Source organism: Fontimonas sp. FW305-C-3, from assembly GCF_058783185.1.
Map to the genome: position 1 here is coordinate 1105467 of NZ_JBYSYK010000001.1, position 12617 is coordinate 1118083.

General features: G+C 66.3%; 15 protein-coding genes. 6 read left to right on the forward strand and 9 right to left on the reverse strand.

Translation table 11 applies throughout. From position 1 onward, the window contains the following. Nucleotides 1-11: 11 nt before the first annotated feature. Entirely contained in the window at nt 12-698 is a 687-nt protein-coding gene (gene rnt, locus AC3WUF_RS05110; RefSeq protein ID WP_492423066.1) for a ribonuclease T, read from the reverse strand. Nucleotides 699-835: 137 nt separating this feature from the next. Between rnt and AC3WUF_RS05115 the strand changes: the two genes are divergently transcribed. Beyond that, on the forward strand, nt 836-2047 hold the full coding sequence (locus tag AC3WUF_RS05115; RefSeq protein ID WP_492423068.1) for an argininosuccinate synthase: 1212 nt from the start codon (nt 836-838) through the stop codon (nt 2045-2047). Nucleotides 2048-2074: 27 nt separating this feature from the next. Here the strand turns inward: AC3WUF_RS05115 and AC3WUF_RS05120 are convergent, their stop codons facing one another. The 8 genes from AC3WUF_RS05120 to AC3WUF_RS05155 are packed head-to-tail and all read right to left on the reverse strand — an operon-like array spanning nt 2075 to nt 8533. After that, nucleotides 2075-2758 (reverse strand): methyltransferase domain-containing protein, encoded by a 684-nt coding sequence (locus AC3WUF_RS05120; protein WP_492423070.1) that lies wholly within the window; start codon nt 2756-2758, stop codon nt 2075-2077. Nucleotides 2759-2772: 14 nt separating this feature from the next. Then, entirely contained in the window at nt 2773-3660 is an 888-nt protein-coding gene (locus AC3WUF_RS05125; RefSeq protein WP_492423072.1) for a mechanosensitive ion channel family protein, read from the reverse strand. A gap of 15 nt (nt 3661-3675) precedes the next feature. Beyond that, on the reverse strand, nt 3676-4407 hold the full coding sequence (lptB, locus tag AC3WUF_RS05130; protein WP_492423074.1) for an LPS export ABC transporter ATP-binding protein: 732 nt from the start codon (nt 4405-4407) through the stop codon (nt 3676-3678). Continuing rightward, entirely contained in the window at nt 4404-4991 is a 588-nt protein-coding gene (gene lptA, locus AC3WUF_RS05135) for a lipopolysaccharide transport periplasmic protein LptA (RefSeq protein ID WP_492423076.1), read from the reverse strand. Before lptA ends, lptB begins: the two co-directional genes overlap by 4 nt. After that, entirely contained in the window at nt 4978-5541 is a 564-nt protein-coding gene (gene lptC / locus AC3WUF_RS05140; protein ID WP_492423078.1) for an LPS export ABC transporter periplasmic protein LptC, read from the reverse strand. The genes lptA and lptC overlap by 14 nt, the downstream gene beginning before the upstream one ends. After that, the gene (locus AC3WUF_RS05145) at nt 5538-6056 is read right to left on the reverse strand and encodes a KdsC family phosphatase (protein ID WP_492423080.1); all 519 of its coding nucleotides are present in this window, start codon (nt 6054-6056) and stop codon (nt 5538-5540) included. Before AC3WUF_RS05145 ends, lptC begins: the two co-directional genes overlap by 4 nt. Beyond that, nucleotides 6056-7027: a KpsF/GutQ family sugar-phosphate isomerase gene (locus tag AC3WUF_RS05150; RefSeq protein ID WP_492423082.1), complete on the reverse strand. Its 972-nt coding sequence runs from the start codon at nt 7025-7027 to the stop codon at nt 6056-6058. Before AC3WUF_RS05150 ends, AC3WUF_RS05145 begins: the two co-directional genes overlap by 1 nt. Nucleotides 7028-7081: 54 nt before the next feature. Further along, nucleotides 7082-8533, reverse strand: coding sequence for a cryptochrome/photolyase family protein (locus AC3WUF_RS05155; protein WP_492423084.1), 1452 nt, complete (start codon nt 8531-8533; stop codon nt 7082-7084). An 88-nt stretch (nt 8534-8621) separates the two neighbouring features. Between AC3WUF_RS05155 and AC3WUF_RS05160 the strand changes: the two genes are divergently transcribed. Genes AC3WUF_RS05160 through AC3WUF_RS05180 form a run of 5 tightly spaced genes read left to right on the forward strand, consistent with a single transcriptional unit; the run spans nt 8622 to nt 12612 of the window. Continuing rightward, a complete protein-coding gene (locus tag AC3WUF_RS05160) occupies nt 8622-9536 on the forward strand; it encodes an ABC transporter ATP-binding protein (RefSeq protein WP_492423086.1) in 915 nt (304 codons plus the stop codon). Next, nucleotides 9533-10300 carry an ABC transporter permease gene (locus AC3WUF_RS05165; RefSeq protein WP_492423088.1) on the forward strand — a complete coding sequence of 256 codons (768 nt, stop codon included), beginning with the start codon at nt 9533-9535 and terminating at the stop codon, nt 10298-10300. The genes AC3WUF_RS05160 and AC3WUF_RS05165 overlap by 4 nt, the downstream gene beginning before the upstream one ends. Continuing rightward, nucleotides 10297-10515: a BolA family protein gene (locus AC3WUF_RS05170; protein ID WP_492423090.1), complete on the forward strand. Its 219-nt coding sequence runs from the start codon at nt 10297-10299 to the stop codon at nt 10513-10515. Before AC3WUF_RS05165 ends, AC3WUF_RS05170 begins: the two co-directional genes overlap by 4 nt. Before the next feature lie 3 nt (nt 10516-10518). Further along, nucleotides 10519-11772 (forward strand): UDP-N-acetylglucosamine 1-carboxyvinyltransferase, encoded by a 1254-nt coding sequence (gene murA / locus AC3WUF_RS05175; RefSeq protein ID WP_492423092.1) that lies wholly within the window; start codon nt 10519-10521, stop codon nt 11770-11772. 18 nt (nt 11773-11790) lie between these two features. Then, complete coding sequence (locus tag AC3WUF_RS05180; RefSeq protein WP_492423094.1) at nt 11791-12612, forward strand: NYN domain-containing protein; 822 nt, start codon at nt 11791-11793, stop codon at nt 12610-12612. The last annotated feature ends 5 nt before the right edge of the window (nt 12613-12617 follow it).

The window sequence follows — 12617 nt, forward strand, 5'->3', positions numbered from 1 at the left end:
CGCGGCATCTCCTATTCGAGGTCCGGTTCGGCGTTCGACGCGGTCTCGACCGCGCCGCGCCGGGCCGGCAGGCCGTAACGCTCGTAGATCGAGTGCATTTCATTGACCAGCAGGCAGTACAGGTCCGCGGTCTTCTCGGCGTCGTAGATCGCCGAGTGCGCGGCCTCGGCGTCGTAGCCCAGGCCGGTCGCCTGCAGCGCACGGGCGAGCACGGTCTGGCCGAGCGCCGCGCCGCCGAGCGTCGCGGTGTCGAACACGCTGAAGGGGTGGAACGGGCAGCGCTTCGTCGCGGTGCGGGCGACCGCGGCATTGATGAAGCCCAGATCGAAGTGGGCGTTGTGGCCGACCAGGATGGCGCGCGTGCAGCCGTTTTCCGAGACCGCCTTGCGGATCGGCCGGAAGATATGGTCCAGCGCATCGCGCTCGTTCATCGCCAGGCGCAGCGGGTTGTCGATGCGAATGCCATTGACCTCCAGCGCCGCCTTCTCGATGTTGGCGCCGGCAAACGGCTCGACGTGGGCGAACACCGTGTTGCGCCGTTCCAGCTTGCCGTCCTCGTTGATGCCGAGGATCACCGCCGCGACTTCCAGCAGGGCGTCGGTCTGCGCGTTGAAGCCCCCGGTCTCCACGTCGACGACCACCGGCAGGAAGCCGCGGAAGCGCTGGCCGATCTTGGTCTTGGGGGGGCTGGAGTCCATTGCACGGCGAGCGTAAGGCGGAGGTACAGGATACCCGGTATGGTCGGTCGGCATGGAGCGCCGCACCGGCCAAGTGCCGTACAATTCGCGCGCCGATTTAATACCCGATTCACTCTCTCGCCGCAGAACGTTCCCCCATGAGCAAACCCAAGAAAGTCGCGCTTGCCTACTCGGGCGGGCTGGATACCTCCGTCATTCTCAAGTGGCTGCAGGACACTTACGGCTGTGAGGTCGTGACCTTCACGGCCGACATCGGCCAGGGCGAGGAACTGGACCATGTCCGCCCCAAGGCCAAGCAGCTCGGCGTCAAGGAAATCTTCATCGACGACCTGCGCGAGGAGTTCGTCCGCGATTTCGTGTTCCCGATGTTCCGCGCCAACGCGATCTACGAGGGCGAATACCTGCTCGGCACCTCGATCGCGCGTCCGCTGATCGCCAAGCGTCTGATGGAGATCGCCGAGAAGACCGGCTGCGATGCGATTGCCCACGGCGCGACCGGCAAGGGCAACGACCAGGTGCGCTTCGAACTCGGCGCCTACCATTTCAACCCGGCGATCAAGGTCATCGCACCCTGGCGCGAGTGGGACCTGACCAGCCGCGAGACGCTGCTGGCCTACGCCGCGAAGCACAAGATTCCCATCACCAAGAAGAAGGGCGGCGGCTCGCCGTACTCGATGGACGCCAACGCGCTGCACATCTCGTACGAGGGCGGCGGCCTGGAAGACCCGTGGTGGGTGCCGGATGACAGCATCTGGCGCTGGACCAAGAACCCGGAGCAGGCGCCGGCGACCCCGGAATACATCACGCTGAAGTTCAAGCACGGCGACGTCGTCGCGGTGAACGGCAAGAAGATGTCGCCGTACAAGGTGCTCGCCGAGCTCAATACGCTCGGCGGCAAGCACGGCATCGGCCGTCTCGACATCGTCGAGAACCGCTACGTCGGCATGAAGTCGCGCGGCTGTTACGAAACGCCGGGCGGCACGATCCTGATGAAGGCACACCGCGCGATCGAGAGCATCACGCTCGACCGTGAACAGGCGCACCTGAAGGACGAGATCATGCCGCGCTACGCCAAGCTGATCTACAACGGCTACTGGTTCTCGCCGGAGCGTCGCGCGCTGCAGGCGTTGATCGACGACACGCAGACCAAGGTCAACGGCGAAGTGCGCCTCAAGCTCTACAAGGGCAACGTCTACAACGCCGGCCGCCGTTCGCCGGACACGCTGTTCGACGCCAAGATCGCGACCTTCGAGGACGACCGCGGCGCGTACAACCAGAAGGACGCGGAAGGCTTCATCCGCCTCAACGCGCTGCGCCTGCGCATCGGGGCGAAGCGCGACCGCAAGTAAGCTTCGCGGTATGACGAAAAGCCGGCCTCAGGGCCGGCTTTTTGTTGTGGCGCCGAGCAGCAGCGAGGCCGGCAGGCCGGTCTGCGGATGGCGTGGCTCGGCGAGCGAGGTCAGCTGCCAGCCGGCCGCGTCGAGGCTTGCGAGCCAGGATTCCAGCGTGCGGTAGTACCAGGGCATCGCGGCGCTGAAGCCGCTGCCGAAGCCGGCGAAGGTTTCCGTGCGCCAGCCATCGCGGTACCCGGCGTCGCCGCGCGCGGTCCAGGGATGCACGGTCTGGATCAACAGCAGGCCCTGCGGAGCCAACAGCGCTCGCAACGCGGTGAGCAAGCCGTCGAGATCCGCTTCGAGCAAGGCGAAATTGCAGACCAGCACATCGAACCGGCCGAGCCGATCGGTCGCCGCGTGCAGCTCGTCGTACGACAGCACGTGGTAGCTCGCATTGCCGGCGCTGCGTGCCGCATCGATCAGCGGCGCTGAAGCATCGATGCCGATGACGTCAATGCCGGCGCCGGACAGCGTCCGGCACAGCCAGCCTTCGCCGCAGCCGACGTCGAGAACCCGTTGTGGCCGATGGGCGAGCGTTGCCTGGACGATCGCAGCGTTGGTGACCAGCCGGCGGCTTTCGATCTCGTCGCCGCGCACCGCCTGGGTCCAGGCTGCGGCGTTGCTGCGCCAGCTCAGCGCGAGTTGGTCGAGCAGGTCCCGGCTCATGGCGTCGACAGGCCTTAGGCGGCGGGCGCGCTCGCGTCCCGCGGCTTGGCCAGCGCGTCTTGCAGGCCATCGACATGCACGACGGTCTGCGGGAACGGAATGTCGATGCCGTTCTCGTCGAACTTGAGCTTGATGCGTTCCATCAGCGCGCACTGCGTCGGCCACCAGTCCGGCGACTTGACCCACAGGCGAACCGCGAAGTTCACCGAATTGGTCGCGAGTTCCTTGACCTCGACCGACGGTGCGGGCTCCGCCAGTCCGCGCGGTTCTTCCTTGAGGATCTGCTCGAGAAGCTGCTTGGCCAAGCGCAGGTCCGAGGTGTAGCTGATGCCCAGCGTCAGGTCGATGCGGCGGGTGCGCTTGGCGCTATAGTTGATGATCGTCGTCGTCGTGATGTTCGAGTTCGGCACGTAGACGACCTGATTGTCGCCCGTCGTCATCACGGTGTGGACTATGCGAATCTCGTCGACGGTGCCGACCGTGCCGCCGATGCTGACGACATCGCCGCGCTTGAACGGCCGGAACACGATCAGGATGACGCCGGCAGCGAGCGACGACAGCTGGCCCTGCAGAGACAGGCCGATCGCCAGCGCCATGCCGCCGAGAATCGCCGCGGCAGATGTAGTTTCCACGCCCAGCTTGCCCAGCGCGGTGATGATGACCACCGCCATGCCCAAGCCGTACAGCACATTGCTGACGAAGCTCGCGAGCGTTTCATCCATGCGAGCGCGTTGCATCGCCTTGCGCATCAGGCGCAGCAGGATCTTCACCAGCCATTTGCCGAGGAAGAAGATCGCCACGGCGGCGGCGATGTTGATCATCACCGGTGTCGCCAGTTCAACGATCTTCTCGCCGTCCCTGAACTTGTCGACGACCTGCTGGATTGCCGCTGAGATGTCCACGGGTGGGCGGCAGGCTCAGAGCTTGAAGGATTCGCCGAGATAGACGCGGCGAACGGTTTCGTTCTTCAGCAACTCAGCCGGCGCGCCTTCGGCGATGACCGTGCCCTCGGCGAGAATGTAGGCGCGCTTGCAGATGCCCAGCGTCTCGCGGACGTTGTGATCGGTGATCAGCACGCCGATGCCGCGTTCGCTGAGCTGGGCGACGATGTGCTGGATGTCGCCGACCGCAATCGGATCGACGCCGGCGAACGGCTCGTCGAGCAGGATGAACTGCGGATTGGCGGCGAGGGCACGGGCAATCTCGACGCGCCGGCGTTCGCCGCCGGACAGCGCCTGGCCTTCGGCTTCGCGGATGTGCGTGATATGCAGCTCGCCGAGCAGGCGATCGAGCTCGCGCGCGCGGTCGGCGCGCTTGAGGTCCGGACGCAGCTCGAGGATGGCCATGATGTTGTCGGCGACCGACAGCGAACGGAATACGCTGGCTTCCTGCGGCAGGTAGCCGATGCCCAGGCGCGCGCGCGCATGCATCGGCAGCGCGGTGATGTTCTGGCCGTTGAACTCGATCTTGCCGCCGTCGGCGGCGACCAGGCCGACGATCATGTAGAACGAGGTGGTCTTGCCGGCGCCGTTGGGGCCCAGCAGGCCGACGATCTCTCCGGCCTGCAGGCTCAGCGAGACATCGCGCACGACGGTGCGCTTGTTGTAGCGCTTCAGCAGTTTTTCGGCACGCAGCGTGGCGACGGTCATGGTGCCGGCTCCGCGGTGGCGGCCGGAGCCGCGGTCGGTTTTGCGCCTGCGGCACCGGCCTTCTTCGGCGGCTGGATGACGATGCGGACCTGACCGTTCTGGCCGCCGGCGGCCTTGATCCGGCGCTCGGCGACCACGTACTCGATCAGCCCGCCGGCCACTTCATCGCCGTTGCGGATCAGGTGCGCATCATCGCGCAGGCGGATGATGCCTTCACGCGAGCTGTAATCCATCTGCTTGGCTTCGGCGTCGACCGGCTGCGAAGCGAGGCTCTTCTGTGCGTTGGCGACGCCGGCATGCTTCAGGTGCGCCGGAGTTCCGCTGATCTTAGCCTCGAACTGGCCGTCGGCGGACTGGGTCACGGTCATGCGATTGCCGCGCAGCGTCAGCGAGCCAGACTGCAGCGAGACATTGCCTTCGTACTCCATCGCGCCGCCCTGCACCCATTCGGCACGATCGGCGGTCAGGGTCACCGGGCCTTCCGGCAACAGCAGGTCGGCGTCGCTGTTGTCCTGCGCCTGCACCGCACCCGCGGCGAGCAGCAACAGGGCGAGTGCGCCAGTCAGTTGTTCAACGCGGTTCATGGCGCACCTTGACCTGCGACTTGAAGGTGACGCGTTCGGCGGCCCAGTCGGCGTGCATGCCGACGGCGTCGAGCGTCTGGCCGAGGCTGCGCGCGACGATGCTGGCGTCGGTATCGAGCGTGCGCGCGGTCCAGTCGACGAACAGATTCGGTGTCTCGAGTGCCAGCGGACGCTGGTCGCGCGACTGACCTTTGACGTCGACCTGCGGATGCAGGCGCAGCACCTCTTCGCCGGCGGCGACGCTGCCGCGCGGCGCGGTCAGGGTCCACTGGTTGTTGGCGCCGAGGGTTTCGAGGTCGATGTCGTTCATTTCCATCGATGCATCGTCGAAGTAATCGACATCGCGCGCGGTCAGCTCGAACAGCGGCGCGCCCTTGTCGTCGTAGCGCTGCCAGCGCGCGCCTTCGATGTGGTAGCGCGGGCGCTGCTCGTTGATCTCGGCCGCGTCGCCGGGCGCTTCGCGAAATCCGGCGATGGTCAGCCAGGCGGCGATCGCGGCGACGACGGCGAGCACCGGAAACACGACGGACTGGCGATCGACCATGCTCATGCGGGCAGGCGGCCCTGAGCGGCAAGCAGCAGGTCGACCGCTTCGCGCACCGCACCCTGGCCGCCGTTGTAGCGGCTGACCCAGTGCGCGGCCTGCAAGGCGCTGTCGTGAGCGTCGGCAACGCTGAGTGCAAGGCCGACGCGACGCATCAGCGGCAGATCGGGGACGTCGTCGCCCATGTGCGCGCACTGCGCGTCGCCGAGGCCCATTTCCTGGCACATGCGCAGGTAGGCAGGTTCCTTGTCTTCGGTGTCGAGTGCGATGTGACGGACGCCGAGCCAGCTCAGGCGCTGGCGCATCGCTTCCGACGGCCGGCCGCTGATGACCGCGATCTGTAGCCCCTGCTTGAGCGCGAGCTTGATGCCATAGCCGTCGCGGACGAAGTTGGTCTTGGTCTCTTCACCGTTCGGCCCGATGTACAGCTTGCCGTCGGTCAGCACGCCGTCGATGTCGAGGAACAGGCAGCGGATTTCGCGGGCGCGGCGCTGCACTTCATCCGCAGTCAGGCGCGCCATCAGACCACTCCGGCGCGCAGCAGGTCGTGCATGTGCACGACGCCGATCAGCTTCTGCTGCTCGTCCTTGACCAGCACCGAGGTGATCTTGTGCTTCTCCATCAGCGCGACGGCTTCCGCGGCGAGCTGGCCGGGATTGATGGCCTTGCCGCCGCGGGTCATGACGTCGGCGATCTTCGCGGTGCGCACGTCGATGCCCTGGTCGAGCACGCGACGCAGGTCGCCGTCGGTGAACACGCCGGCGACTTCATTGGCGCCTGTCGTGATGACTGCGAGCCCCAGGCCCTTGCGCGACATCTCGAGCAGGGCATCGCGCAGCGTGGCATCGGTGCCGACGATCGGCAGACGCTCGCCGCTGTGCATGACGTCGCTGATCTTCAGCAGCAGACGCCGGCCGAGCGAGCCGCCCGGATGCGACAGCGCGAAATCCTCCGGCGTGAAGCCGCGCGCTTCGAGCAGCGCGACCGCGAGGGCGTCGCCCATCGCCAGCGTCGCGGTGGTGCTGGACGTCGGCGCGAGGTTCAGCGGGCAGGCTTCGAGCGCGACCGAGACGTCGATGTGCACTTCGGCGGCGCTGGCCAAGGTCGAACCCGGCTTGCCGGTCATCGCGATCAGCGGCACACCCATGCGCTTGAGCAGCGGCAGCAGCGTGATCATTTCGTTGGTCTCGCCCGAATACGACAGCGCGAGCACCACGTCCTGACGGGTGACCATGCCGAGGTCGCCGTGGCTGGCTTCGCCGGGATGGACGAAGAACGCCGGCGTGCCGGTGGACGCAAAGGTCGCCGCGAGCTTGCTGCCGATGTGGCCGGACTTGCCCATGCCGATGACGACCAGACGGCCCTTGCAGGCCAGCATGATCCGGCAGGCGTCCGCGAAGCGGTCATCGACACGGTCGATCAGCGCCGTGACGGCGTCGCGTTCGATCTCCAGGGCGCGGCGCCCCAGCGCTTTGAGTTTTTCTGAGTCCATCGGGAACTTAGGGAATCCGGAGGGCGAGTATAAGCGGCTCCGCCAAAGCCCGGCTTAACCGCGCCTGGCCTGATCGTAGACCTCCAGCGCGCGGACACGGCTGGCGGCGAGGTCGACGATGGGCAGCGGATAGTCCTTGCCGAGGCTGATCCGGGCCGCGGCGAGCACCGCCGGCTTGGCCAGCCAGGGCGCGTGGATCTGCGCCGTCGGCAGCGGCGCCAGCTCCGGTACCCAGCGGCGGATGTACTGGCCCTGCGGGTCGAAGCGCTCGGATTGCAGCACCGGATTGAAGATGCGGAAGAACGGCGCGGCATCGGCGCCGCAGCCGGCAGACCACTGCCAGCCGAGCGTGTTGTTGGCGAGATCGGCGTCGACCAGCGTGTCCCAGAACCAGCGCGCGCCCTCCTGCCAGGGAATCAGCAGGTTCTTGGTCAGCAGCGACGCGACGATCATGCGCACGCGGTTGTGCATCCAGCCGGTCTGCCACAGCTGGCGCATGCCGGCGTCGACGATCGGAAAGCCGGTCTGTCCGCGCTGCCAGGCCTGGAGGTCGCCCGCGTATTCGCGCGGCTTGCGCCAGCGGAAATCCTTGAAGGTCGGGTTCAGCGGCTCGGCGGGGGTATGCGGCTGGTGAACCAGCAGGTGATGAGCAAATTCTCGCCAACCGAGCTCCTTCAGATAGGTCTGGGCATCGCCTTCCTGGACCTCGCCCTCGGCCTGCACCCGGCGCACGGCGACCATCACTTGATCCGGGCTGATCTCACCGAAATGCAGATGCGGGGACAGTCTCGACACGCCGTCCTCATCCGGGCGGTCGCGGCTGCGGCCATAGCCGGCCAGTGCGCCGTCGACGAAGTGCTCCAGCTGGGCGAGCGCGCCGGCCTCGCCCGGTTGCCAGAACGGCCGGAAGCCAGCATCCCAGCCGAGTTCCGGCAGCAGCTCCAGTTCATCCAGCTTGAGGCCCGGCAGTGTCCGCTTCGGGCGGGCAATGGCGTCCGGCGCCGCAACGATCGTTCGCGGCAGCAACTCCGATGAATGCTTGCGCCAGTACGGCGTGAAGACGCGGTAGCTGCCGTCGGTGCCGGTCTTCAGCGTCCAGGGCTCGCGCCACAGCAGCGCGTTGTGGCTGCCGACGGTCAGGCCCTCCCCGCGGAGGGCGGACTTGATCGCCGTATCGCGGGCGATGGCCGCCGGCTCGTAGCAGCGGTTCCAGAACACCGCGTCGGCGCCGGTTTCGCGGATCAGCTCGCGCAGGACCTCAAGGCTGTTGCCGCGGCGGATGACCAGCGGACTGCCGCGCGCCGCCAGATCCGCCGCGAGCGCCGCCAGGCTGTGATGCAGCCAGACGCGGCTCGCCGCGCCCGGCACCCACGGCGCTTCGGATTCGGGATCGTCGATATAAACCGGCACGATGCAAGGCGCTGCCGCCAGGGCCGCGGTCAGCGCGGGGTTGTCGGTCAGGCGCAGGTCGCGGCGGAACCAGAGCAGGGCACAGCGTTGCGGCATGGGGGCTATCGTCGAATTGGTAGTCGGACTGGTATGTTTGTTGGTTCACGGCATCTGTCGCGGGCAAACGACTTATAATCTGCGGCCTATGCAAACGGCCATCGCAATTGCCGGTGTCCGCAAAGCCTACGGCCCGACCGTCGCCCTGAAGGGAATCGATTTCACGATTCGCCAGGGCGAGTTCTTCGGTCTGCTGGGCCCGAACGGTGCCGGCAAATCCACACTGATCAATATCATCGCAGGACTCGTGCGGATGGACGCCGGGTCCATCGGCGTATTGGGTCATGACATTGTGTCGGACTTCCGCCTTGCAAGACGCCAGCTCGGTGTCGTGCCGCAGGAGCTGGTGTTCGATCCCTTCTTCAAGGTCCGCGAGATGCTGCGCATCCAGGCCGGCTACTACGGCTGCGGCCGCGAGTCCTGGCCGTGGATCGACGAGATGCTTGAGCGCCTCGATCTCGCCGGCAAGGCCAATGCTTCGATGCGCGCGCTGTCCGGCGGCATGAAGCGCCGCGTGCTCATCGCCCAGGCGCTGGTGCACAAGCCGGCCGTCGTCATCCTTGACGAGCCGACCGCCGGCGTCGACGTCGAACTGCGCCGCTCGTTGTGGGCTTTCATGTCGGAGATGCACAAGCAGGGCACGACCGTCGTGCTGACGACGCACTATCTGGAGGAGGCGCAAGAGCTCTGCGAGCGCATCGCGATCCTCGATCATGGCGAGCTGCAGGTCATCGAACCGACCCAGCAGCTGCTCGCGCGCCATCCGTTCCGTTTCCTGCGGATCAAGCTCGCCGACGGAGCGCAGCTGCCGGAGGCGCTGCGGCCGATGGTGACCGGCGAGCCGAACGGTCATATCGAACTCAAGCTCGACACGACCAAGCAGCCGATCGGCAGCGTGTTCGCCGCGCTGCGCAGCGCCGGCGTCGGCATCGAGGATGTGCAGACCCGCGACCCGGATCTTGAGGATATCTTCATCGACCTGACACGGGATGATGCGCCATGACGCCGGATCAGATCGGTTTCGTGACGCTGCTGAAGAAAGAAGTGATGCGCTTCTGGTCGGTGCTCGCGCAGACCGTCACCGCGCCGGTGATTACGACGCTGCTGTACCTGCTGGTGTTCGCGCAGGCGATGAAGGGCCGTGCGTCCGCCTACGACGGCGTGACCTACACCGAATTCCTGGTGCCCGGCCTGATCATGATGGCGGTGATCCAGAACGCGTTCGCGAACACCTCGTCGAGCCTGATCCAGTCCAAGGTCATGGGCAATCTGGTGTTCCTGCAGATGGCGCCGCTCGGCCCGCTCGAATGGTTCGGCGCGTACATCCTGGCGGCGCTGGTGCGGGTGTTCCTGGTCGCCGTCGTCATGCTGGCGGTGACGCTGCCGATCGTGCCGTTGCCGATCGAGGCGCCGCTAGTGCTGCTCACCATGTTCCTGCTGTCCGGCGCGTCGCTCGCGGTGATCGGCATGATCGCCGGCCTCGTCGCCGAGAAGTTCGACCACCTCGCGGTGGCGACCAACTTCTTCGTCATGCCGCTGTCGTTCCTGTCCGGCGTGTTCTATTCAGTGCACGCACTGCCGCCGCTGTGGTACCAGATTTCCCATCTCAATCCGTTCTTCTACATGATCGACGGTTTCCGCTACGGCTTCTTCGGCCATGCCGACGTGCCGGTCTGGCAGAGCCTGGTCTGGAGCGCGGGTTTCTTCGTTGTGGCTTCCGCAGTCTGTCTGTGGATGCTCGTCACCGGTTACAAACTCAAGAAATGAACAAGGAAGACATCAAGGCGCTGATCGAGGCGGGATTGCCCGACGCGACCGTTCGCGTGTTCGGCGACGACGGCCAGCACTTCGAGGCCGAAGTGATCAGCGCGACGTTCGCCGGGCTGCCGATGCTGGCCCAGCATCGCGCGGTCTACGCAACGCTCGGCGAGAAGATGGGTCGCGAGATCCACGCCCTGCGTCTGAAGACGCGGGCCGCGTAAGCCATGGACAAGCTCCAGATCCAGGGCGGTGCGCGCATCGCCGGTGAAGTGCGCTCTTCCGGCGCGAAGAACGCCGCGCTGCCGATCCTCTGCGCGGCGATCCTGTCCGACGAAGTCCTCGCGCTCGACAACGTGCCGCAGCTGCAGGACGTCAAGACCACGCTGAAGCTGCTGGCGCAGATGGGCGTCAAGGTCAGCCAGGACGGCTCGCATGTCGAATGCAATGCGCAGCCTATCCACACGCATGTCGCGCCGTATGAGCTGGTCAAAACCATGCGCGCGTCGATTCTCGTGCTCGGCCCGCTGCTCGCGCGCCGCGGTGCGGCGCAGGTGTCGCTGCCGGGCGGTTGCGCGATCGGTGCGCGACCGGTCGATCTGCACCTGATGGGCCTCAAGGCGATGGGCGCCGAGATCAGTGTCGAGAACGGCTTCATCAACGCCAAGGCGACACGCCTCAAGGGCGCGCGCATCGTCTTCGATACGGTGACCGTGACCGGTACCGAAAACCTGATGATGGCGGCGGTGCTTGCCGACGGCACGACCGTGCTGGAGAACGCCGCGCGCGAGCCGGAAGTGGTCGATCTCGCGCGCTGCCTGACGGCGATGGGCGCGAAGATCCGCGGCGCCGGCACGACAACGATCGTCGTCGACGGCGTCGAGAAACTGCGCGCCGCGCAGCACAGCGTGCTACCGGACCGTATCGAAACCGGCACCTTCCTCGTGGCCGCCGCGATGACGCGCGGATCGGTGCGCGTGACGCATACCGATCCGGGACTGCTCGACGCCGTCCTGGTCAAGCTGCAGCAAGCCGGTGCACACATCCGCACCGGTGAAGACTTCATCGAACTCGACATGCAGGGCAAGCGACCGAAGGCGGTCAACGTCCACACGATGCCGCATCCGGGTTTCCCGACCGACATGCAGGCGCAGTTCATGGCGCTGGACTGCGTCGCGGAAGGCACCGGTGTGATCATCGAGACGATCTTCGAGAACCGCTTTCAGCATGCGCTGGAAATGCAGCGCCTCGGTGCGGACATCCGCCTCGAAGGCCACACCGCGATCGTCACCGGCCGTGAGCGCCTGACCGCGGCGCCGGTGATGGCCACCGACCTGCGCGCCTCGGCGGCGCTGATCGCTGCTGCACTGGCTGCCGACGGCGCCACCGTCATCGACCGCATCTACCATCTCGATCGCGGCTACGAGCGCATCGAGGCCAAGTTCGCGCAGCTGGGGGCGAGCATCCGCCGTCTCAAGTAGGTTCAACGGAGTCACGCCATGGCCGGAGCCAAGACCGCCCGCATCGCGGTACTGATTGACGCAGACAACACGCAGCCGGCGATTGCCGAAGCGCTGCTGGCCGAGATTGCGAAGTACGGCGTCGCCAGCGTCAAGCGCATCTATGGTGACTGGACCCAGCCGAACCTGAAGGGCTGGAAGGAGCATCTGGTCGAGCACGCGATCCAGCCGGCGCAGCAGTTCGCGTATACCTCAGGCAAGAATTCGACCGACAGCGCGATGATCATCGACGCGATGGATCTGCTTTATACCGAGCGCTTCGACGCCTTCTGCATCGTCACCAGCGACAGCGACTTCACGCGGCTTGCCTCGCGGCTGCGTGAATCCGGCATGGACGTTTACGGCTTCGGTGAGCGCAAGACGCCGCAGTCGCTGGTTTCGGCCTGCGACAAGTTCACTTACCTCGATGTCCTGCGCGGCGCGGCGGCCAAGGCGCCAGCGGCCGAAGCTGCGGCGAAACCAGCGAAGGCGGCCAAGGCGGCGAAGAAGCCGCAGAAGGCGGCGCCGGCAGTGCCGGTCGCCGAGCCGGAGCGCAAGCCGGCGTCGCCAACCGACCCGGAACTGCAGCGCTTGCTGCGCGAAGCGGTCGATGACGATGCCGACAACGACGGCTGGGCCATGCTGCCTTCGGTCGGCAACCTGATTGCTAAGCGCAAGCCGGATTTCGATTCGCGCAACTACGGCTACAAGAAGCTCCGCGAGCTGGTGCAGGCCACCGGTCTGTTCGAGATCGACGAGCGCTCGTCCGCCGACGGCAAGCAGAAGGTCATCTACCTGCGTGACAACCGCAAGAAGGGCTGACGCCG

Bases quoted from the DNA above. Each gene is read 5' to 3' on its own strand.
- lptC (WP_492423078.1), bottom strand. From the start codon at position 5,541: ATGAGCATGGTCGATCGCCAGTCCGTCGTGTTTCCGGTGCTCGCCGTC.
- murA (WP_492423092.1), top strand. From the start codon at position 10,519: ATGGACAAGCTCCAGATCCAGGGCGGTGCGCGCATCGCCGGTGAAGTG.
- AC3WUF_RS05180 (WP_492423094.1), top strand. From the start codon at position 11,791: ATGGCCGGAGCCAAGACCGCCCGCATCGCGGTACTGATTGACGCAGAC.
- lptA (WP_492423076.1), bottom strand. From the start codon at position 4,991: ATGAACCGCGTTGAACAACTGACTGGCGCACTCGCCCTGTTGCTGCTC.
- AC3WUF_RS05155 (WP_492423084.1), bottom strand. From the start codon at position 8,533: ATGCCGCAACGCTGTGCCCTGCTCTGGTTCCGCCGCGACCTGCGCCTG.
- AC3WUF_RS05170 (WP_492423090.1), top strand. From the start codon at position 10,297: ATGAACAAGGAAGACATCAAGGCGCTGATCGAGGCGGGATTGCCCGAC.
- AC3WUF_RS05145 (WP_492423080.1), bottom strand. From the start codon at position 6,056: ATGGCGCGCCTGACTGCGGATGAAGTGCAGCGCCGCGCCCGCGAAATC.
- lptB (WP_492423074.1), bottom strand. From the start codon at position 4,407: ATGACCGTCGCCACGCTGCGTGCCGAAAAACTGCTGAAGCGCTACAAC.
- AC3WUF_RS05115 (WP_492423068.1), top strand. From the start codon at position 836: ATGAGCAAACCCAAGAAAGTCGCGCTTGCCTACTCGGGCGGGCTGGAT.
- rnt (WP_492423066.1), bottom strand. From the start codon at position 698: ATGGACTCCAGCCCCCCCAAGACCAAGATCGGCCAGCGCTTCCGCGGC.
- AC3WUF_RS05165 (WP_492423088.1), top strand. From the start codon at position 9,533: ATGACGCCGGATCAGATCGGTTTCGTGACGCTGCTGAAGAAAGAAGTG.
- AC3WUF_RS05160 (WP_492423086.1), top strand. From the start codon at position 8,622: ATGCAAACGGCCATCGCAATTGCCGGTGTCCGCAAAGCCTACGGCCCG.
- AC3WUF_RS05120 (WP_492423070.1), bottom strand. From the start codon at position 2,758: ATGAGCCGGGACCTGCTCGACCAACTCGCGCTGAGCTGGCGCAGCAAC.
- AC3WUF_RS05150 (WP_492423082.1), bottom strand. From the start codon at position 7,027: ATGGACTCAGAAAAACTCAAAGCGCTGGGGCGCCGCGCCCTGGAGATC.